Source organism: Xanthomonas sp. WHRI 10204 (assembly GCF_040202875.1).
GTDB lineage: Bacteria > Pseudomonadota > Gammaproteobacteria > Xanthomonadales > Xanthomonadaceae > Xanthomonas.
In genome coordinates this window covers 588,049-608,294 of the sequence record NZ_JBEGDW010000003.1, presented here as the reverse complement: position 1 = coordinate 608,294, position 20,246 = coordinate 588,049, and the positions used below count along the sequence as shown (strand labels likewise).

Annotated in this window: 12 protein-coding genes and 1 CRISPR repeat array; of the genes, 4 read left to right on the top strand and 8 right to left on the bottom strand. The window is 62.6% G+C overall.

Translation table 11 applies throughout. The features are described 5' to 3' along the window. Nucleotides 1–59 precede the first annotated feature (59 nt). The 3 genes from dcp (ABQZ00_RS19575) to lepB all read left to right on the top strand — a co-directional run bounded on the left by dcp (ABQZ00_RS19575) (nucleotide 60) and on the right by lepB (nucleotide 5,781). Nucleotides 60–2,240 carry a peptidyl-dipeptidase Dcp gene (gene dcp / locus ABQZ00_RS19575; protein WP_161962982.1) on the top strand — a complete coding sequence of 727 codons (2,181 nt, stop codon included), beginning with the start codon at nucleotides 60–62 and terminating at the stop codon, nucleotides 2,238–2,240. Between the two features lie 268 nt (nucleotides 2,241–2,508). Beyond that, a complete protein-coding gene (gene dcp / locus ABQZ00_RS19570) occupies nucleotides 2,509–4,677 on the top strand; it encodes a peptidyl-dipeptidase Dcp (protein WP_323538420.1) in 2,169 nt (722 codons plus the stop codon). Between the two features lie 477 nt (nucleotides 4,678–5,154). Further along, entirely contained in the window at nucleotides 5,155–5,781 is a 627-nt protein-coding gene (lepB, locus tag ABQZ00_RS19565) for a signal peptidase I (protein WP_115552626.1), read from the top strand. Between the two features lie 88 nt (nucleotides 5,782–5,869). On the opposite strand, the gene ABQZ00_RS19560 is transcribed toward lepB, so the two are convergent. Together ABQZ00_RS19560 and ABQZ00_RS19555 are read right to left on the bottom strand one after the other, a co-directional pair. Beyond that, the gene (locus ABQZ00_RS19560) at nucleotides 5,870–6,799 is read right to left on the bottom strand and encodes an oxidoreductase (protein WP_323538421.1); all 930 of its coding nucleotides are present in this window, start codon (nucleotides 6,797–6,799) and stop codon (nucleotides 5,870–5,872) included. Next, nucleotides 6,796–7,863, bottom strand: coding sequence for an MBL fold metallo-hydrolase (locus tag ABQZ00_RS19555; protein WP_323538422.1), 1,068 nt, complete (start codon nucleotides 7,861–7,863; stop codon nucleotides 6,796–6,798). The genes ABQZ00_RS19560 and ABQZ00_RS19555 overlap by 4 nt, the downstream gene beginning before the upstream one ends. Nucleotides 7,864–7,961: 98 nt before the next feature. Here ABQZ00_RS19555 and ABQZ00_RS19550 point away from each other — a divergent pair, with 98 nt between their 5' ends. Further along, a complete protein-coding gene (locus ABQZ00_RS19550; RefSeq protein WP_055853661.1) occupies nucleotides 7,962–8,594 on the top strand; it encodes a TetR/AcrR family transcriptional regulator in 633 nt (210 codons plus the stop codon). Between the two features lie 229 nt (nucleotides 8,595–8,823). After that, nucleotides 8,824–11,554: a CRISPR direct-repeat array (repeat unit 28 nt; unit sequence TTTCTGAGCTGCCTACGCGGCAGTGAAC). Between the two features lie 129 nt (nucleotides 11,555–11,683). Here ABQZ00_RS19550 and cas6f read toward each other — a convergent pair. The 6 genes from cas6f to cas1f all read right to left on the bottom strand — a co-directional run bounded on the left by cas6f (nucleotide 11,684) and on the right by cas1f (nucleotide 20,126). Next, nucleotides 11,684–12,238 carry a type I-F CRISPR-associated endoribonuclease Cas6/Csy4 gene (gene cas6f / locus ABQZ00_RS19545; RefSeq protein ID WP_323538423.1) on the bottom strand — a complete coding sequence of 185 codons (555 nt, stop codon included), beginning with the start codon at nucleotides 12,236–12,238 and terminating at the stop codon, nucleotides 11,684–11,686. A gap of 16 nt (nucleotides 12,239–12,254) precedes the next feature. Next, entirely contained in the window at nucleotides 12,255–13,292 is a 1,038-nt protein-coding gene (gene csy3, locus ABQZ00_RS19540; RefSeq protein ID WP_323538424.1) for a type I-F CRISPR-associated protein Csy3, read from the bottom strand. A gap of 22 nt (nucleotides 13,293–13,314) precedes the next feature. After that, entirely contained in the window at nucleotides 13,315–14,325 is a 1,011-nt protein-coding gene (csy2, locus tag ABQZ00_RS19535; protein ID WP_323538425.1) for a type I-F CRISPR-associated protein Csy2, read from the bottom strand. Beyond that, nucleotides 14,322–15,677 carry a type I-F CRISPR-associated protein Csy1 gene (gene csy1 / locus ABQZ00_RS19530; protein WP_323538426.1) on the bottom strand — a complete coding sequence of 452 codons (1,356 nt, stop codon included), beginning with the start codon at nucleotides 15,675–15,677 and terminating at the stop codon, nucleotides 14,322–14,324. Before csy1 ends, csy2 begins: the two co-directional genes overlap by 4 nt. Before the next feature lie 79 nt (nucleotides 15,678–15,756). Further along, nucleotides 15,757–19,140, bottom strand: a complete 3,384-nt coding sequence (cas3f, locus tag ABQZ00_RS19525; protein ID WP_323538427.1) for a type I-F CRISPR-associated helicase Cas3f — start codon at nucleotides 19,138–19,140, stop codon at nucleotides 15,757–15,759. Next, the gene (cas1f, locus tag ABQZ00_RS19520; protein ID WP_323538428.1) at nucleotides 19,137–20,126 is read right to left on the bottom strand and encodes a type I-F CRISPR-associated endonuclease Cas1f; all 990 of its coding nucleotides are present in this window, start codon (nucleotides 20,124–20,126) and stop codon (nucleotides 19,137–19,139) included. Before cas1f ends, cas3f begins: the two co-directional genes overlap by 4 nt. Between the last annotated feature and the right edge of the window lie 120 nt (nucleotides 20,127–20,246).

The window sequence follows — 20,246 nt, the reverse complement described above, 5'->3', positions numbered from 1 at the left end:
AGCATCGCGCAAACCCGCTAGCGTGACCGGCTGCCGTACCCACTCAGGAATCACACGCCATGTCGCGTACCGTCGTTCTGGCCGCCGCCATCACCCTGGCATTGGCCGCATGTTCTGGAAAAGAGCCATCCGGTAAGGAGTCCACCACCGTGCCCGAAAAGACCACCACCCCGGCCGCCGACGCTGCGCCGAACCCGTTGCTGAGTGCCAGCACCCTGCCATTCCAGGCGCCGCCGTTCGACAAGATCAAGGACAGCGATTACCTGCCCGCGTTTGAAGAAGGCATGCGCCTGCATCTGGCCGACGTGCGCAAGATCGCCGACAACACCGAAGCGCCCACCTTCGACAACACCATCGAAGCGATGGAGCGCAGCGGCGAAACGCTAACACGCGTGTCGCGCATCTTCTTCGGACTGGTGCAGGCCGATACCAGCGACGCACGCCAGAAAATCCAGGAAGAGATCGCGCCCAAGCTGGCCGCGCACAAGGACGAGATCAACCTCGACCCGAAGCTGTTCGCACGCGTCAAAACCCTGTACGACCAGCGCGACACATTGAACCTGGAGCCGGAACAAAAGCGTCTGGTCGAGCATGATTACGAAGACCTGGTGCGCGCCGGCGCGCAGCTCTCCGATGCCGACAAGGACAGCCTGCGCAAACTCAACGTGGAAGAAACCACGCTATCCACCCAGTTCCATACGCGCCTGGTTGCAGCCTCCGCTGCCGGTGCAGTGGTGGTCGATGACAAGGCCAAACTCGACGGCCTGAGCGAAGGCGATATTGCCGCCGCCGCCGATGCCGCCAAGGCACGCAAGCTCGATGGCAAGTATCTTCTGACCTTGCAGAACACGACCCAGCAGCCGGTACTGGCGTCGTTGAAAGATCGCGCGCTGCGCGCCGAGGTGTTGAAGGCTTCCGAAACCCGTGCAGAAAAGGGCGATGCCAACGACACCCGCCAGACCATCCAGCGTCTGGCGCAGCTGCGTGCGCAAAAAGCCAAGTTGCTCGGCTTCGACAATTACGCCGCTTATAGCCTGGGCAACCAGATGGCAAAGACTCCGGAAGCGGCGCTGAAACTGCTGACCGACACCGTGCCGGCGGCCACTGCCAAGGCGCGCCGCGAAGTGGGCGAGATGCAGAAGGTCATCGACGCGCAACGTGCCGATGCAAAGACCGGCGATTTCAAGCTTGCCGCCTCCGATTGGGACTTTTACGCGGAGCAAGTGCGCAAGGCCAAGTACGATCTGGACGAGTCGCAGATCAAGCCGTATTTCGAACTGGATAACGTGCTGCAGAACGGCGTTTTCTATGCGGCCACCCAGCTCTATGGCATCACCTTCAAGCAGCGCACCGACATCCCGACCTACCACCCCGACATGAAGGTGTACGAAGTCTTCGATGCCGATGGCACCTCGATGGCGTTGTTCTACACCGACTACTTCAAGCGCGACAGCAAGTCCGGTGGCGCGTGGATGGACGTGTTCGTCGAACAGGACGGCCTGACCGGCACCAAGCCGGTGGTCTACAACGTCTGCAACTTCACCAAGCCCGCTGCCGGCCAGCCGGCGTTGCTGAGCTTCGACGACGTCACCACGCTGTTCCATGAGTTCGGCCACGCGCTGCACGGCATGTTCTCCAAGGTGAAGTATCCCTCGATCGCCGGCACCAGCACCTCGCGCGATTTTGTGGAATTCCCCTCGCAGTTCAACGAGCACTGGGCGTCCGATCCGAAGGTCTTCGCCAACTACGCCAAGCATTATCAAACCGGCGCAGTGATGCCGGCCGAACTGGTGGAAAAGATCAAGAAGGCCAAGACCTTCAACAGCGGCTACGCCACCACCGAATATCTGTCGGCAGCGCTGCTGGATCTGGCCTGGCACACCCAGCCGGCGGATGCGCCGTTGCAGGACGTGAGCAAGTTCGAAGCCGATGCGCTCAAGCGCTTCAAGGTGGACCTGGCCGAAGTGCCGCCGCGCTACCGCAGCAGCTATTTCGACCACATCTGGGGCGGCGGTTATTCGGCCGGCTATTACGCGTATTTCTGGTCGGAAGTGCTCGACGACGACGCTTTCGAGTGGTTCAAGGAAAATGGCGGATTGAACCGCAAGAACGGCGATATTTTCCGCGCCAAGATTCTCTCGCGTGGTAACACCGTGGATCTTGCTACGCTGTACCGCGACTTCCGCGGCAAGGATCCCAGCGTCAAGGCGCTGTTGGAGAATCGCGGTTTGACCGAGTGATCGGCAATCCTTAATCGGTGAACGAAACGGGATGGCGGTGCCATCCCGTTTCGTTTTTATCGCCAGTCATTCGCTCTCGCCAAGTCATCGGCCATTGCGCATGGGCACTATCCCTGGCCTATCGCCTTCAATGAGGTCATTGCATCTTCTGCAACAGCAAGCGCTGTCCTTAACCCCGCCATGCCGATCAGCTCGGCAGCACATGCCCGATGCCGGAAAACCGATTAACGTTGCCGGCTGCTGTGATCACTCAGGAATTCCATACTCCATGTCGCGTACCCTCATTCTGGCAGCTGCCATTACCCTGGCGCTGGCTGCCTGTTCCGGAAAAGAAGCGCCGGATACGCAGTCCGCGACCACGACCGGCAATACCGCCACCAGCCAGTCTTCTGTGGCCAGGTCAAATCCGTTGTTGACCGCCAGCACGCTGCCGTTCAAGGCGCCGCCATTCGACAAAATCCAGGACAGCGATTATCTGCCAGCCTTCGAGGAAGGCATGCGTCTGGAACTTGCGGACGCGCGCAAGATCACCGCCAACCCCGAGCCGGCGACCTTCGAAAACACCATCGAAGCATTCGATCGCGGCGGCGAGGTACTGTCGCGCGTGTCGGATATTTTCTCCGGGGTGATCTCTGCCGATACCAATTCGGCACGCGAGAAAATCCAGGAGGAGCTTGGGCCCAAGCTGGCGGCGCATAATAATGAAGTTATTCTGGATCCCAAGCTGTTTGCGCGCATCAAGGCGGTGCATGACCAGTCCGATGCGATGAAGCTCAATCCGGAACAAAAGCGCCTGGTCGAGATCACATACAAAGGGTTCGTCGCATCCGGCGCGCTGTTGTCCGATGCCGACAAGATCACCGTGGGCAAGCTCAATGTGGAGGAAACCACGCTGTCCACGCAATTCCACGCAAAGCTGGTGGCTGCCACGGCCGCCGCTGCGGTGGTTGTGGACGACAAGGCCCGGCTGGCTGGCTTGAGCGAGGGCGATATCGCCGCGGCCGCCGATGCCGCCAAGCAGCGCAAGCTCGACGGCAAGTATCTGTTGACCTTGCAGAACACCACCCAGCAGCCCATTCTCGCCTCGTTGAAGGATCGTGCGTTGCGTGCGCAGATCATGCAGGCTTCGCAGAAGCGCACAGAACAGGGCGATGACAACGACACGCGCAAGGTGGTCCAGCGACTGGCGCAGTTGCGCGCTCAACGCGCCAAGTTGTTGGGCTACGACAGCTATGCCGCTTACGTACTGAACGACCAGATGGCCAAGACCCCGGATGCGGCGCTAAAGCTGCTGACCGACACCGTGCCGGCGGCCACGGCCAAGACGCGCCGCGAAGCAGCCGAGATTCAGAAAGTCATCGATGCCCAGCAGGGCGGTTTCAAGTTGGCCGCTTCCGACTGGGATTTCTATGCCGAGCAGGTACGCAAGGCCAAGTACGATCTGGACGAGTCGCAGATCAAGCCGTATTTCGAACTGGATAACGTGCTGCAGAACGGCGTTTTCTATGCGGCCACCCAGCTCTACGGCATCACCTTCAAGCAGCGCACCGACATTCCCACCTATCATCCGGACGTGAAGGTATACGAGGTGTTTGATGCAGACGGCACCTCGATGGCGTTGTTCTACACCGACTACTTCAAGCGTGACAGCAAGTCCGGTGGCGCGTGGATGGGATCATTCGTCGATCAGAGCGGGCTGACCGGTGCCAAGCCGGTGGTCTACAACGTCTGCAACTTCACCAAGCCCGCTGCCGGCCAGCCGGCGTTGCTGAGTTTCGACGACGTCACCACGGTGTTCCATGAGTTCGGCCACGCGCTACACGGCATGTTCTCCAAGGTGACCTACGCGGGGATTTCCGGAACCAAAACACCGCGCGACTTCAAGGAATTTCCCTCGCAGTTCAACGAGCACTGGGCCTCCGATCCGAAGGTCTTCGCCAACTATGCCAAGCATTATCAAACCGGCGCAGTGATGCCGGCCGAGCTGGTGGAAAAGATCAAGAAGGCCAAGAGCTTCAATAGCGGCTACACGATCACCGAGACCCTGTCGGCATCGCTGCTCGATCTGGCCTGGCACACCCTGCCGGCCGATGCACCCTTGCAGGACGTGGGCCGGTTCGAGACCGATGCGCTCAAGCGCTTCAAGCTTGACATGGCTGATGTGCCGCCGCGGTATCACAGCAGCTATTTCAACCATATCTGGGAGATGGGTTATGCCGCCAGCTATTACGCCTACCTCTGGTCGGAAGTGCTCGACGACGATGCCTTCGAATGGTTCGAGGAAAATGGTGGCTTGAACCGCAAGAATGGCGATATTTTCCGCGCCAAGATCCTCTCACGCGGCAACACTGTCGATTCGGCCACGCTGTACCGCGATTTCCGCGGCAAGGATCCCAGCGTCAAGGCATTTCTGGAAAATCGTGGTTTGACGGAATAAGCGATGCGTTTGGGTGGCTATGTGTGCACCGGTGAGCGCTCGCAGTAGACGAAACGGGATGGCCCTTGTGCCATCCCGTTTGCGTTGGCGCAATCGAGAAGGTGCAGTAAACCTACGGCTGTTGCTGTTGCTGCTGTTTTCGCCATTGGCTTCCCAATCCCCATGCCGCAGCGGCAAGTCCGGTCGCGACAACCCGCGGGGCGGCGTGTATGGATGCGCGAGTTTTTTTGTAAGCAACATGCACGTCCCTGATAAAAATGTATCCCGCAGATTGCGAACCTGTCGCAGCGCAACGGGCTAAGGACGTGTTTCGTTGTTGCTCGATTGGCCACCGGCTGATGAAACATGCTTGCTTACTCGCGCAAGTCCCCACACGCAACAACGGCCCTTGCCATGCCTTTCGTCACTTCCACAGCCCATCGCCCAGGCGCATCGTCGGAGCGCCAAGCCGGCTGCCGACCACCCGACAGATCTCCCATGCACCCATCGCATCCCACCTCCCGCCTTCAGCGCGCCGCACAGTGGTCGCGCAAGGAACTGCTGCCGCTACTGGTCATGCTGGTCTTGCTGACCGCTGCGCGCTCCTCGTTTGCCAATCATTACCAGGTGCCCAGCGGCTCGATGCAGCCGACCTTGCAGCCGGGCGATCGCGTGGTGGTGGATATGCACGCCTACGGCTGGCGATTGCCGCTGAGCAACCGCATCGTCATCGATGGCGACCGACCGCAGCGTGGGGATGTGGCGGTGTTCGATTCGCCGCGCGATGGCACGCGGTTGATCAAGCGCGTAGTGGCCGTGGCAGGCGACCGTGTGGATTTGCGCAATGGGCATTTATCCATCAACGGCCAACCGCTGCAGATCGATGACGATGGTGAGCGCGAGCGCTTCGGTGCGCGCATTGCGCACCTGAATCTGGATGCCGGCGGTGGGCCGGATCTGCACGATGTCCGCGTGCCGGCCGGCAAGGTATTGGCGGTGGGCGACCACCGCGGCGATAGCCTAGATGGGCGCTATTTCGGTTTTGTCGATGCCTCGGCGGTGTACGGCAAGGCGGTGGCGGTGTATTACCGGCGCGGCGAAGGCCTGGAGTGGAACCGGCTGTAGGCACTAGCGCGGCAGTGCATGCACAGCGCGTGCGGGCCTGCAGGCCAACACGCGCAGCCGATACGCAACCGCCTGCAGCGGGTCGTGATCAGAACGCTACATCTGCCAGCGTGCAGGAGGTCTCCCACAAGCGCGTTGCCACCTGCCGGTCGTGGACCTGGCGGGCGATGGTGGCCGGGCCGGAGGCGCCCTTCAGTTCGAACAGGCCATCCGGGCCGTAGTATCCGCCGCCCTGTGCCTGCGGGTCGGCGGCGGCATACAACGTGGGGAGCGCGCCGGCGGCCGCGGAGTGGCTGATGTAAGGCCCCAGCAGCGCGGTCGCTGCACCGATTGCGGTGCGGCGACCACCAGCCGCCGGTCCGTTGGCGATCAGGGCGGTACGCGCCAGACCGGGATGCGCGGCGATGGCGCGCAGGCCCCAGCCCTGCGCGTCGCTGCGCCGCTGCAGTTCCATGCTGAAAATCAACATCGCCAGCTTGGACTGGCCATACGCCTTCCATGGCCGATACGGGCGTGCGGTCTGCAGATCATCGAAATCGATGCGGGCACTGCGATGCGCCAGACTCGACAGGTTGACCACACGCGGCGCCGCTGCCGCGCGCAGCAACGGCAGCAGCTGCGCGGTCAGCGCGAAATGCCCCAGATAATTGCTGCCGAACTGCAGCTCCATTCCGTCGGCGGTGGTCTGCCGCTGCGGCGGCGCCATCACGCCGGCGTTGTTGATCAGCAGGTCCACCCATTGCTGGCGCGCGCCAAGTCGCTCGGCGAACGCGCGCACCGATGCCAGGTGTGCAAGGTCCAGCGTTTCCACGCGCACCGTGGCGTGCGGATGCACAGCGAGCAGCGCCTGCCGTGCGGCTTCGCCCTTGTCGGCGTTGCGCGCAGTCAGCACCACGCTGGCGCCGGCACCGGCCAACGCCAGCGCGGTCTCATAGCCCAGCCCGCCCACGCTGGCGCCGGTGATGACGGCCACTTTTGCGCGCTGCGGTGGCAGGTCGGCCAGGGTCCAGCCGCTCATTGCGCCAACGCCAGCGTTTCGGGCAGCGTGCGCCACCAGCGCTCGCCGGTGGCCGGGCTGCGTAAATCCACCCGTTCGCCCATGTGCGGGGTGGCCAGTGCGATGTTCGCGGCCGCTGCGAGGGCCACGATGCGTTCCAGCGGCTCGGACCAGACATGCATGGCCAGGTCGAAGGTGCCGTTGTGGATCGGCAGCAAGGTGCGGCCGCCGATATCGATAAACGCCTGCAGGCTCTGCTCCGGTTGCATGTGCACGTCCGGCCACATCTGGTCGTAGGCGCCGTTTTCGATCAGCGCCACATCGAACGGCCCCAGGCGCTGGCCGATGGTCTTGAAGTGCGGGCCATAGCCGCCGTCGCCGCTGAAGAACACCCGCAAATCGGCGTCCTGGATCGCCCACGAGCACCACAGCATGCGGTCGCGGTCGAACAGGCCGCGGCCGGAAAAATGCCGCGACGGCGTGGCGGTGAGGGTCAGGCCACCCACGTTCACCGATTGCCACCAATCCAGCTGCCGCACCTTGCCCGGGTCCACGCCCCAGCGCACCAGCAGATCGCCCACGCCCAGCGGCGCGACGAATACACCGACGCGGTCGGCCAGGGCGCGGATGGTGGCGCGGTCCAGATGGTCGTAGTGGTTGTGCGACAACAGCACGCCGGCCAGCGGCGGAAGGTCGTCCAGCGCGATCGGCGGCGCATGGAAGCGCTTGGGGCCGGCAAACGCGAACGGCGAGGCGCGCTTGGAGAACACCGGGTCGGTCAACCACAGGCCGCCACGCAGTTTCATCAGCACCGTGGAATGGCCCAGCCGGAACAGGCTATGGTCGGGCGCGTCGCGCAGCTGCGCCGCGCTCAGTGGCAGCACCGTCAGCGCCTGCGACGGCATCGTGTGCGCGGGCTTGTTGAACAGCACTTCCCACAGCAGGCGCAGGCCAGCCAACACACCTGGCTGACTCAAGCGGGTGGGCAGTGCGTTGCGGAACCGGCCGTTGCGGAACTGCGGCGAGGCGGCATGCGAAGCGGTAGGCGGCAGGTGGCGGGACTGGGTGAGCACGACGCTATCCATCGTTGGGGGAGGGCGAGCCGGCGGTGCCGGCGCTGTAGTTACACTACACAGTGTAGTTTTATTTTGGAAATGTAAACTGCTCGGTGTAACATTGCGCCATGTCCAGTTCATCCGACGCAGCGCCGGCACCGCAGCGGCTTACCGACCGCAAGCGCCACGCCATTCTCGAAGCGGCCATCGCCGAATTCAGCCAGCACGGGTTCGAGGCCACCAGCATGGACCGCGTGGCCGCGACGGCGGGCGTGTCCAAGCGCACCGTCTACAACCATTTCTCCAGCAAGGACGCGTTGTTCGGCGAGATCCTGCGCGGGCTGTGGCAACGCAGTGCCGAGGCAGTGAGCCTGGTTTATCGCCCCGACCAATCATTGCGCACGCAGTTGACGCAATTGCTGCAGCAAAAGCTGCGGCTGCTCGACGATGCCGCCTTTATCGATCTGTCGCGCGTGGCGATTGCCGAATGCATCCACTCGCCCGAACGCGCGCGCGCCCTGCTGGCTCAACTGGGCAGCAAGGAAGAGGGCACCACCACCTGGCTGCGCGCCGCGCTGGCCGATGGCCGCCTGGCAGCGGTCGATGCGGAATTCGCCTCGCAGCAATTGCAGGCGCTGGTGAAGGGGTTCGCGTTCTGGCCGCAGTTGGCGATGGGCCAGCCGCCGCTGTCGCCCGCCCAGCAGGCGCAGGTGGCCGAGTCGGCGGTGGAGATGTTTCTGGGGCTTTACGGGCGCGAGTAAGTGCCGTGACAGTACTGCGGCGCGTCTAAGCGGTGCATCGCCGTAGCCTGCCGCCAGAGCGCGGCGTCGGTGAGCGTGCGGTGGCAGTGCGATCTGCAAGAAGCGTTGCAGCCGCAGAATCCGCTCCAGCGTCTTGGCGCTTTAGCCGAATGCCACGTGGCAGCGGCGCGGCATCCTGCGTTCGCTCAGGCCCAACGTGGCAGTGAGCTCACCAGGCGCATCGCCGACCCGGCTGAGCTGCCTACGCGGCAGTGAACCGACAAGGTCTGCCACCAGGGAGGCCTTGATCTTTCTGAGCTGCCTACGCGGCAGTGAACCAGCTCGTGCTGACGCCGCACCCAGTCACGCTTTTCTGAGCTGCCTACGCGGCAGTGAACGCCAACAAGATGAAGATGCGTCAGCAGCACATTTTCTGAGCTGCCTACGCGGCAGTGAACAAAATCTGAAGTTCAAATCTCCTGACTTGATTTTTCTGAGCTGCCTACGCTGCAGTGAACGCCGACAAGATGAAGATGCGTCAGCAGCACTTTTTCTGAGCTGCCTACGCGGCAGTGAACGTGATGCCCCTGGCGCTCCCTGGCGGCATGACTTTCTGAGCTGCCTACGCGGCAGTGAACGCGCTTACCCCGTCCTCGAAGATCTGGTCATCTTTCTGAGCTGCCTACGCGGCAGTGAACTATGACGGCGTTGGCTGGGGCGCGGTCGTCTCTTTCTGAGCTGCCTACGCGGCAGTGAACAAGCCCTGGGCGGCTACGTGGACAAGCTAACCTTTCTGAGCTGCCTACGCGGCAGTGAACAAGACGCGCCCACACATGCCGGCCTCGCTTCTTTCTGAGCTGCCTACGCGGCAGTGAACCCAGCTACGAGGGAGTGAGCGTCTATCACTCTTTTCTGAGCTGCCTACGCGGCAGTGAACATGGGCGAATTAATCAGCGCGTGTTCGGAGGCTTTCTGAGCTGCCTACGCGGCAGTGAACTTTCGGAACTTCCGCGAAAGCCGAAGAGTTGTTTTCTGAGCTGCCTACGCGGCAGTGAACATCGACACCCACGCGGCGGCACAGGAGCGGCATTTCTGAGCTGCCTACGCGGCAGTGAACGATTCGTGTATGGCGATCAGGTTTCCATTGATTTTCTGAGCTGCCTACGCGGCAGTGAACATCCAGAAACCGCTTACCGCCACCTCTCGGCAATTTCTGAGCTGCCTACGCGGCAGTGAACACTCATAGCCCTCGGTGTCGAAGTTGGCCATGTTTTCTGAGCTGCCTACGCGGCAGTGAACATCTCGGCACCAGCGAGGTTGGCCGACTGGATTTTCTGAGCTGCCTACGCGGCAGTGAACGAGATGGCGTTGGCACATGCGATCCGTAACAATTTCTGAGCTGCCTACGCGGCAGTGAACGTTGACATGGCCCGCCACGCCACCAGCTTGCATTTCTGAGCTGCCTACGCTGCAGTGAACTCGCACCGCTGCTGGGCCGCCAGTTCGCCCACTTTCTGAGCTGCCTACGCGGCAGTGAACGAAGAGATGCTGATTCATACACCGTTTTTCCATTTCTGAGCTGCCTACGCGGCAGTGAACCGCTTCTTCACCTGTGACAGCCCGCTATGCTTTTTCTGAGCTGCCTACGCGGCAGTGAACTCTCCGACGGGAGAATCTGGCTTTCCTGGCGCTTTCTGAGCTGCCTACGCGGCAGTGAACCTCATCACCGAGCCGTGGCGTACCACCATGATTTTCTGAGCTGCCTACGCGGCAGTGAACGCGCCATTCATCCCGCCGACTGCCTCGGTGGTTTTCTGAGCTGCCTACGCGGCAGTGAACTATTTCCCACTCATCTCTCTCTCCATTTCATTTTTCTGAGCTGCCTACGCGGCAGTGAACCATCAAGGTCTTGCACCGTCATTTCGCGGTATTTTCTGAGCTGCCTACGCGGCAGTGAACACGAATGCCCGATGTGTGGCGGCACGGGCGGCTTTTCTGAGCTGCCTACGCGGCAGTGAACACGTTCATGCATGAAATGGGGCATGTCTATCTTTTCTGAGCTGCCTACGCGGCAGTGAACAGCGTTTGATGCGTACCGGGAAGCTGCCAAATTTCCTGAGCTGCCTACGCGGCAGTGAACGTCGCACCCGCCTGCTGATGTTGTCTTTGACTTTTCTGAGCTGCCTACGCGGCAGTGAACTGTGCGGCACGCGGCGCATCTGCGGTGGTGATTTTCTGAGCTGCCTACGCGGCAGTGAACCTAGATCTGCGAGCACTTGCTTCTTTTCTTTCTTTCTGAGCTGCCTACGCGGCAGTGAACATGAAGTTGAGGCAGCGACCGTAGGCCCAATCTTTCTGAGCTGCCTACGCGGCAGTGAACATGACTTGGCCATCGGCATGGATGAGATCGCGTTTCTGAGCTGCCTACGCGGCAGTGAACGCCCCGAACGTGAAGCGCAGATACGCCGCGAATTTCTGAGCTGCCTACGCGGCAGTGAACGTGCAAGCCTGCGCGCAGCCGCGCCAGGCTGTTTTCTGAGCTGCCTACGCGGCAGTGAACATTCACGCCTTCAAGGTCTTGCGCCAGGTTGTTTTCTGAGCTGCCTACGCGGCAGTGAACAGCACAAGGTCTACTACCTCACGTTCCCTGACTTTCTGAGCTGCCTACGCGGCAGTGAACGTCAAAAACTGACCGTTCTGCAGGGCTGGAATTTTCTGAGCTGCCTACGCGGCAGTGAACTAGTCCTGCCCCAGCTTGGAACATTCCGCATATTTCTGAGCTGCCTACGCGGCAGTGAACTTTCGACGGGTTTGTTCCGACTGAAGCAGTTGTTTCTGAGCTGCCTACGCGGCAGTGAACCTGGATTCCGTGCCAGCACTGCGGCGAACGCCATTTCTGAGCTGCCTACGCGGCAGTGAACCGTGGCGGCGCGCATCGCGCGACGAACATCCATTTCTGAGCTGCCTACGCGGCAGTGAACAAGAGAAAAAGCCCCTCAAGGTATTGATGGGCAAAGCAAGATCGGCCAAACAAGGGCAGACACCCTTTTGACAAGGTGCCTGCCAAGTCGTTGATTTTAAAAGAAGCCTTTTCTTCGGCTGGAAAAGGGTCAGAACCAGGGCACGGTGGCTTCCTGGCTCAGGCCGTAGCTGTTGAAGCCGCCGTTTTTCGCCTCGGACAAGAGGGGGCCGTGGCGAATGAACAGCGGAAACGAGGCTTGTCCGGTGCTGCGGCTGCCGATGACCACGAAGGGCAGTGCCAATTGTTCGGCTGCGGCATCCGGGATGCGTTGTGTCGCTGCCTCGGCATCGATTCCATGACGCCGCATTGCGCGACGACGCAGACGCGACGGGCTGCTCTTGGCCTGCACACGTGTGACGTGCCGATGCTCGGTATCGGCAGGAACGGCCATCACGGGCGACACCACCAGATGGTCGAGTATGCCGTGAAGCCAGGGGCTGGCCATCAACGCCTGTAGGCCGGCCTGCTCGCCATGCAGACGCAGGTGCGTGCCCAGGCTCGGCTTGCGCGCGTCATGGCGAGGAAAGCTCACGCCAACGTCTTGGCGCTGCTGCTGCACGAGTGAGCGGTGCAGACGTCCATACAGGCCGCTGAGCAGCTGATGCGGCGCAAGCTCCGGGTCGGGACGAAGTTGGAGATCCACATAGTGGTCCATGGCGTCAGCCCGCGTCGCCAAACACGCCACCCCGGATCAGCGTGGCGATCACGAAGTGCTGCTGATCCGGCTCGGGGAGTTTGTCCTTGAGCACCCAGCTATCAAGCAGCGTGTAGAAATCCAACTTGGCCTTGGGCTGCCGGTAGGCCTTGCCTTGGGTGGTGACCGAGCCGTATGGCTCAACCGCAATCGGGCCATTGTCTTCTGCCTCCGGGTACCAGGTGTCGATGGTGCGCAACGCATTGCCGATCTTCTGCGAATGGATCGCGGCCACTGCGTTGTCGCCGTCGCCGACCGCATAGAGCGTCTTGCTCTTCTTGCTGCTGCCCTTGTCCAGAATAAGCTCTTGCGAGGGAAACACCTCCTGGCCCGCACCCACACGCACGAATGCGGTGACCTGCAGCAGAAGATGCGTATTGCCCGCCAGCGCCCCGGCGATCAGCGAGGACAGGGCGGCCAGATCTACGGATTCGGCGGCCGGCGCCTGCAAACTGCGTAGCAAATGATCGTGCGCCTGGAACGTCCACTGCGCTGCGGCGGCGCCGTTCTTCAGGTGCGCCACCTGCACCTCCACCTGCTCCGCACCGATGCGGTTGCGCCACAGAAAGCGCCCGTTGGCGATGTTGGCCGCGTAACGCTGGGCCAACGTGCCGAAGCCATGCTGCTGCACGTAAGCGGCGACGGTGGCGGTGAGCTTGCTGCGGTAGTCGGCGTCATTACAGGCCGAAGGTGTGCCGGTGCCACCAAGTACGCGCAGGGTGAATTGCACCTTCAGCGTATCGGCATCCAGCGGCAGGGCCGCGACGTCCACCGTCTGCAAGTTGGGGTTTTCGATCGCGGCATCGAGTTTGGCTGGGTCCTGGTCCTTGGTCTTGAGACGGTTGGAAATGGTGCCGCGCACGGATTTTTCGCGCAGTTTGACCGGCTGCCAGTCGGCGGACGTGGTGCGTGTTGCCCATGCGCCGGAAAACAGCAGCGCGTCGGAAGGATCGAGCTTGCGCTCGAAGGCGAGGACGGAGGCGGTCTTGAGTTCGTTTGCCATGCTGAGAATTCCTTGTCGTACTTCAGTCGAAAGAGAAGTTGAAATCTGGCGTTTCATCGTCAACGGCCACCGCAACAAAGTCGTTGCGACAGCGGTACATCTCCTGCTCGGTCACACCGCTGGCGTACCAGAGCAACTGCCGCGGTGCGTCCAGGCGGTGTGGGCTGATCCACTGGCCGAGCGAGTACAGACTCTCGACGAAGCGGAACGGTGTACTGGTGTCGCGCGCATTGACCACGCTGCCGGGCGTCTGCAGATCGCCTAGGGCGCCGTAGCCCACCGGGATGGGAACCGTCCAGCCACGCCCGGTGCGGTCGTTGGTCCATCCGGGCGTGTCATCGGGCGTGGCTTGGTCTTGGTAGCGCCAATTGATGCGCGCCAGCGACAGCCAGGCATCCAGTGCGGTGGCATCGGGATCGACGGCTCGCAACTCGGTCAGGCGGGCGTCGAGCAGGTCGGCGCGTTCCACCAGCGCGAAGCCTGGCAGCAGCCGCAGGCGTGCCTTGCGGAATTGCATGGCGCGGTCGTCCTCGGTGCCGGTCAGGTCCAGCGTCCATGGTTGGTAGCGATGGCGCCAGGGTTGCGCAGGCGGGCGTACGCTGCCGCCTGCGATCCGCATGCCGGCGAGCAGGTCTGCCACCGTGGCGGTATCGGCCTGCTGTGCCTGCGGGTCGTCCTGCCAGCGTTGGCTGGACACGCCCAGTACCAGGCTCAGCTCCAGGTGGATGCGGCCTTCCTCGACGATGGCGGCAGTCTTGCCGTCCTTGCCGACCGGGTTGCGGGTCAGATGAAAGGCCTTGACGAAGCCGCTGTCGGTCACCTGTTCCTGATGCGCGTGGCAGACCGCGCCGATCGCCTGAAACCTAAGTTCCAAACCGGCGGCGTGGACCTTACGCTGCAGCGCCCACATCAGTCCCAGAAACGCTGTCATCGAGGGGAAGCCGTGGGTAAGCGGGCTGGAGACGGCATTCGCGTTGTGGACGAGCAGGTGCGGCAGCACCAGCAGGTGGCTGACCATCGGGCACCGGTTCATGCCTTGCCTCCGGTGGGCGCACGCCGCTGCAGTGGCACCGGCCAGGTCGCCTCGACGATCGCCTGCTTGGCCCAGTGGCGGTATTCGCTGTCGCCGACACCGGTCAGCCCCAACTTGTGCAACCGCGCATTGACCCAGTTGGCGAAGCGCGCTGCCACCTGGTCCGGCCAGTCGCCGAACGTGTAGGCCGCGTTGAAGGCGTCGTCGTCGTGTGTCCACTCCGGGTGCTGCGGGTCGCGGCGCACCGGCAGTTCGGTGCGCTCGGGGTCCAGCCACAGCTGTTCGTCCAACGGCAGCATGCAGTCCGCATCGCGCGTCCAGCCGGGTGTGAAACGGGCATGGGTCTGGCTGGCGAACACCGCCAATTGCGCGCCAAGCGCCTGTTCGATGCGTTCACGGATCTGGTGCGTCTTTTCATTGGGCGTGGGATCGCCGAGCAGGAAGTCGGCTAGTTGCTTCACTAGCGCGCGTACCTCCTTGCCGTAGCCGAATCGCTCCATCGCCGACTCGGTCTTCAACAGGCTGCGCGGATGTTCCAGTGTCCAGCTCGGCGGCAGCGAGGCCAGCAGGTAGTTCACGCCACCGCGCTCGCTGTTGAGCTGTGAAATGTTCTGTGGCTTGGTCCCGCCGAGTTTGCGTGCGACCAGATGGCGGTAATCGCGATAGCTACCGACATGCGGTTGCTTGGCGCGCAGCGCCTGACGGCCCAGCTTGTTGGTCTCGCCAAAGCGGGCGTCCTGGATCTCGGCATGGACGACATGCGCCAGCGCGCTGGAGAACATCGGCTGCAGCAGGTGGTAGTGGGTGTCATCGGCTGGATCCGTGCCAGCCAGCCAGTAGACCTGTTTGGCCATGCCGTGTGAGCGAAGTTGTGGCTCGCTGCGAGCCAGCGCGCCGAATGCCTGCATCCAGCTGACAGCGATATCGGGGTCCTGATGCAGCGCATCGCGCAGAGCGCTGTCGCCGGCCTGCATCCACGCCAGCATGCCCTGTCCTTCGACCTCGATCTTGAGGAACTTGAAGACATCCAGTGCAGCGGCATTGCCCACCACGTCCTGTGCGTAGTGCGCACCCAATAGATGGCTGCCGATGTCGGAATGCTGCGGCAGGCTGTCGGGCGGCACGTGCAGGCTGCTGCCGCGCGCGTCGGGATGAGTGGCCTTGAGCACATGGGTGACGGCCTGGATCTGGCCGACGCGGCGCGCTGCATCTGCCAGCCAGGTTGCGTAGTCGTACTTCGATGCTGCGCCGGTATCGTCTTCTTCGTCCTTCAGCTTGGCCAGTCGCCGGGCTTCGATGAAGTCGGCGATGGCGGAGCGAAAACGTTCTACTCTCTTTGTTGGTTCTGTCATCCATGCTCTCCTTGTCGGTGCTCCGGTGTTTCGATGTGATACCTGTTTTGGGAATCATCGGGTGAGACGCACCGCCCGATCATCCTTTGTACTTCGCAAACCCTAGCCACGGGTGATACCGCCAGCCTTGTTCGGTGGTTGGCACTTCCACCGTGGTGAGTTTGCGGGCGCACGCTTCCAACGGCAGGTCGAGAGACTCGGCCTGCTCGGTGAGCAGGTCCGTCAACGCGAAGCGGCCCCAGGGGCCAATACCCGGTACCGATGCCAGCGCCACGTCATGGCGCTGGCTCTGCTCGATGCGCACATACAGGTCCACACCACGCTGATCCGTGGATTGCTCGACCCGATGCAGTCGCAGCACATCGTCTTCGTCCGGCAGGAAGACCAGGGTGGTGCGGCGCTGGCTGTCGTCGCGGAACGGTTGCTGCTGCGGCAGCACACCGGTGAGGGCGGCCTGGGGGTACTGCCAGGCGGCGAAGGCGTGGTCGGGCTCCAGTGCCTTGCCGTCTTTCGCAAGCGGCAGCATGCAGGACGCGATGCGCGCCTGCTCCAGATCCACCAGGCGCTCGCGGGGTTTCCACTGTGCGTGGTCGGGGCGCGGACGAATGCGTGGGATGGCGCTGAGCGTACGGTAGTCGTCCTCGCGCAGCAGTTCGCGTAGCCATGGCGTTTTCAGTTCAAATTTGCCTGGCTCTTTTGCTCCTGCCTGTTTGCTGCTGGTTCCTTTCTCGAAGCCTGGCCTGATGTAAGTCGGCCGATCCTGCCAGCCTTTGCGAAAATGCCGCACGTTGGTATCGAAGATCAGCACGTTGGGCATGGCGCCGGGCTTGCCGCGATGGCGCTGCACGCGCCCGGCCAGCTGGATCAGCGAGCGCATGGAGGACGGCTCGGCCACTGCCCAGTCGGCATCCCAATCGCGGCCGACTTCGCACACCGGCGAGGCCAGCACCACGAATAACTGCTCGCTTGCCGGATGCGCGTCGATCAACGCACGGATGCCCGGCAGGCGGTAGACGCCGTTGCCATCGCCACGCCGGTTGAAGGCCTGGTGGAGTTGGTGTTCGATGGCCGAACGTTGCACCAGCGGAAAGCGGGCGTGATAGACGCACAGGTGGATCTGTGTGCCTTCCGGCGCGCCGGCTGCATGCAGTGCTTGTGCAACGTCGAACAGCGGCTCGATATTGGCCATGCGCACCAGCCCGAAGCTGATGCGTTTGCCGCTGACCGGATCGGGTTCGGCATGGGCGTGGTGCAGGCGCAGGCAGGCGTCGCGGACATGCGGTGCGAACTGCATGTACAGCTGCGTGTCCGGCAGGTTGCGTGGCAGGTTCAGCGGAAGCAGGTCGCCACGTCGTAGGGCTGGGGCCTTGGCGAGCATGGCGATGCGTTTTTCGACGAATTGCATGTGCTGGTCAAGAAAGCCGCTACCGCTGACGCATGGTGCTGCCTGCACACCGAACTCGTCGCTCCACAGGCAGGGAATCTGGATCGCGGCGTCGGCGTGAGCGCCGTCCTGACCGCGGTTGCGCCGGTACTGCTGGCGGCCAGCGCGATAGGCCAGGTACATGCCTGTGACCAGCGAGGGCGGTAGCGTCGCCGAGGACAGCAGCACCCGCGTGCCGAGCATGCCGGCCCAGTGCACCAACCGGGTCAGCGCGGGCAGGTCGTTGAGATCGTAGTCGTCCAGTTCGTCGAGGATCAGATCGGCGCTCATCAGACGCAGCATCGGTGCGATCTGGCGTCCGGCACGCAACGCTTCGGTCGCCGGCACCATGTGGTCCACGGTGCAGACCAGCATCGGGGCCGAGAGCAGCTTGCCGATGTCCGGATCGTGCAAGGCACGTGAGAGCAGTGGATGATCGGTGGTGACGCCTTCGTAGAGCACATGGCTGTCTTCGTCGATCAGATCCTGCACTGACGCCGAGCCGTGCGCTTCGGCCTTGCGCTCGTAGAACTCGAACAACGCGCGGCTGGCAGAGCCACCGACGCGAATGGCCAGTTCGTCCTCGCCCAGATGCAGGTCGGTGCGGAAGCTGCGGCCGGTCTGCAGGGTGAGCGTGCGCAAGCCCAGCGCATAGGTGGCGCGCAGGCCCTGCTGCGGATCGGCCAATGCGTACAGAATGCGCGCGTTGGCCAAGGTCTTGCCGCAGCCGGTCGAGGCCATGTTGACAACGAAGGCGCCATGCTCGCGCGCCGCCTCGCGCATCACGGTAGCGGCGTCGAACGCCTTGTCCTGCCAGGAAAAGCGTGGATCGGCGCTGCGCTTGCGCAGGCCACGATGGTTGGCCAACCTGGGCAGGTGGCGCTCGAAGCCGGGCAGGGCATGCGCGATCAGGCCGGCATCTCGGGCGACGCCGAGCAGGTGTTCATCCAATGGCTGCTTGAGGCCATCGGGATCTGTATTGGCATAGAGCTGTGTCTTGCCATTGCTGTGCACGCGTAGCGGGGAGCTTTTGGGGAGTGCTGAGTAATGATGGTCGGCCAGCATCAATGTCAGTCGCGCAAGATGCAGCACGTAGGGATTGTCCAGCCAGTTGTCGTCACGGCGCTGGCGCAGTGCAAGCAGGCGCTTTGCCAGCCGCGCGGCCTGCGCGCGCCATTTCGGTTCCATCACCGGCAATGGTCCGGCGGGTGTCCAGTACGTAAGCGCGTGGCTGGGGTCGGCGGGCTGTTTGATCTCGTTCCAGTCGTGCGTCACCAGCGCTAGCGGCGTTTCCAGCCAGGTCGGGTTGAAGGTGTGCGACCGCTTGCCCAGCCACGCCTGTCGACCGTCTTCCTGCTGGACAGGCACCACAGGTAGCCGGTGATGGGTGAGTATCAGCCAGGCCACGGCGGCGGCAAGCGGCGGCAGATCGACGAAGGGTCGGCGTACGGTCGCATTGATGCCATCGCGTTGGTAACGCGCATCTCCTATCCAGTCTGCCTCGACGAACGCATCTGGGTCGGCCAGACGTTGCAGCCAGCCGGCATCGTCGTCGTTGCCGACAAACGCCTGAAACAGCCGCAACGAGACCCACTCATGGCGATACAGGTTGCGTTCGCGCAGGTTTCCACGCAGGCGTGCCTGAAAAGCGATACTGGCTTTGCCCAGATCGTGCAGCAATGCGGCTAACTGGGCGAGCAGGCGGATATCTTCGGCCGTGTGCCAGTCGTTTTCGTCTTCTCGGCGCAGGATGTTGCGCGTACTCGTATTTGTGGGCACTGCACCTTCGGCATTGAAGCGCCGTGCGTCGCCGACGATCCAAAGCAACTCGGAATGGTCGCGGCCGCGAATCCAATGGCAGGCGATGGCGCTGTTCTTGCGCGCTGTCTTGCGCAGCAGTTTGCGTAGGGTCGTCAGGCCAGCTTCGGTGATGGGGGTCTGCCAAGTACGATCGCCACGCCGTTCGGCGAATTGGTCCAGTATTCGGCGCGTTTCGGTGAGCGCACGTTTGTCGCATTGGGAGATCAGCAGGATGTTCACGGCCTCGAATCCATCTGCCTTGCCGCCGCGGTCTGCAACGCGACGGCCTTGAGCGTGTCCAGCATGAAATCCAGCGCCTCGCTGCGAGTGAGCGATTCGATGCAGTTGCGCCGAAACGCCTGCTCGTCATCGCCGCGCATTGCCGATAGAAATGCCTGCCGCAGGATGCTCGCGTCCTTTACCAGGTCGGCGATGTCGAACACCAAGCCACCCCTGCGCGTCTTGCCATGCAGTACCGCCAATCCGTGCGGCAGGCCGAGTACCCAGCTGGCTGTAGCGCCCAGCCCGTAAGCCAGATAATTGCCGTGATCGAGAAAGCGATTGGCCGGGTCTCCGCCGGTACCGCGCTTGGCGCGAGTGAACTCACCATAGCCAACGGTCTCGACCGCCAGTTTGAACAAGGCCTTGGTGAGCCTGGCCTCCTCGGTCAACAGTGCTGCATTGTCTTGCGCCTGTTCGATGTTGAGGCGTGTCTTGGTCAGCAGGGCGTCCAGCCTTGCCGCGTCGGGTGTAAAGCCGGCCTCCCTGAGTGCGCGCTGCTGCCACTGTTGGCCAATTCTTACCGCGCGCGCCTGCTGGAACGCTTTGGCCGCCATCAGGCGCAAGTCGTCATCGAACCAGAACGATACCCAAGCCTGCAGATACTCGGTGGGGCGATACTCGCTCTGCGGCGAAAACCAGGCCACTTCCACGTCCATCTCGTTGGCCGAGAACAACGGCGTGCCGCCTCCGCCGCAAAAACCGACCAGTACCCCCGCTTTGGCCAGCTCGCGCATCGCAGCCTGTGTGATTGACGTGCCCGTGCCTAGCAGCACCGTGGTGGTGTTGGCGATAGGGATATTCCAATACAGCGAACGCTTGCCTGCGTCGGTCACATACTCGACCCGCCCGCCATTGACCAGTACCCGGCAGTGCTGGAGGTAATAAATGTTGGCGCGCTTGGAGTGCAGGATGGTTTTGAGGTCTGAAGCAGACAGTTCTTCCACGTGCCATGTACTCCGTTTTCGCTGCCCGGGCAGTCATCACTGCGTTGAGGCTCGATACTAGGGAGCACCGGGGCGGCGACGCAATCCATCGATCATGCAGCCGCAATGTGGCGAGGATGT

What these genes read in the sequence shown, in the direction of transcription:
- dcp (WP_323538420.1), top strand. Translation starts at nt 2,509, where the DNA reads ATGTCGCGTACCCTCATTCTGGCAGCTGCCATTACCCTGGCGCTGGCT.
- ABQZ00_RS19560 (WP_323538421.1), bottom strand. Translation starts at nt 6,799, where the DNA reads ATGAGCGGCTGGACCCTGGCCGACCTGCCACCGCAGCGCGCAAAAGTG.
- dcp (WP_161962982.1), top strand. Translation starts at nt 60, where the DNA reads ATGTCGCGTACCGTCGTTCTGGCCGCCGCCATCACCCTGGCATTGGCC.
- csy3 (WP_323538424.1), bottom strand. Translation starts at nt 13,292, where the DNA reads ATGGCAAACGAACTCAAGACCGCCTCCGTCCTCGCCTTCGAGCGCAAG.
- csy1 (WP_323538426.1), bottom strand. Translation starts at nt 15,677, where the DNA reads ATGACAGAACCAACAAAGAGAGTAGAACGTTTTCGCTCCGCCATCGCC.
- csy2 (WP_323538425.1), bottom strand. Translation starts at nt 14,325, where the DNA reads ATGAACCGGTGCCCGATGGTCAGCCACCTGCTGGTGCTGCCGCACCTG.
- ABQZ00_RS19550 (WP_055853661.1), top strand. Translation starts at nt 7,962, where the DNA reads ATGTCCAGTTCATCCGACGCAGCGCCGGCACCGCAGCGGCTTACCGAC.
- lepB (WP_115552626.1), top strand. Translation starts at nt 5,155, where the DNA reads ATGCACCCATCGCATCCCACCTCCCGCCTTCAGCGCGCCGCACAGTGG.
- ABQZ00_RS19555 (WP_323538422.1), bottom strand. Translation starts at nt 7,863, where the DNA reads ATGGATAGCGTCGTGCTCACCCAGTCCCGCCACCTGCCGCCTACCGCT.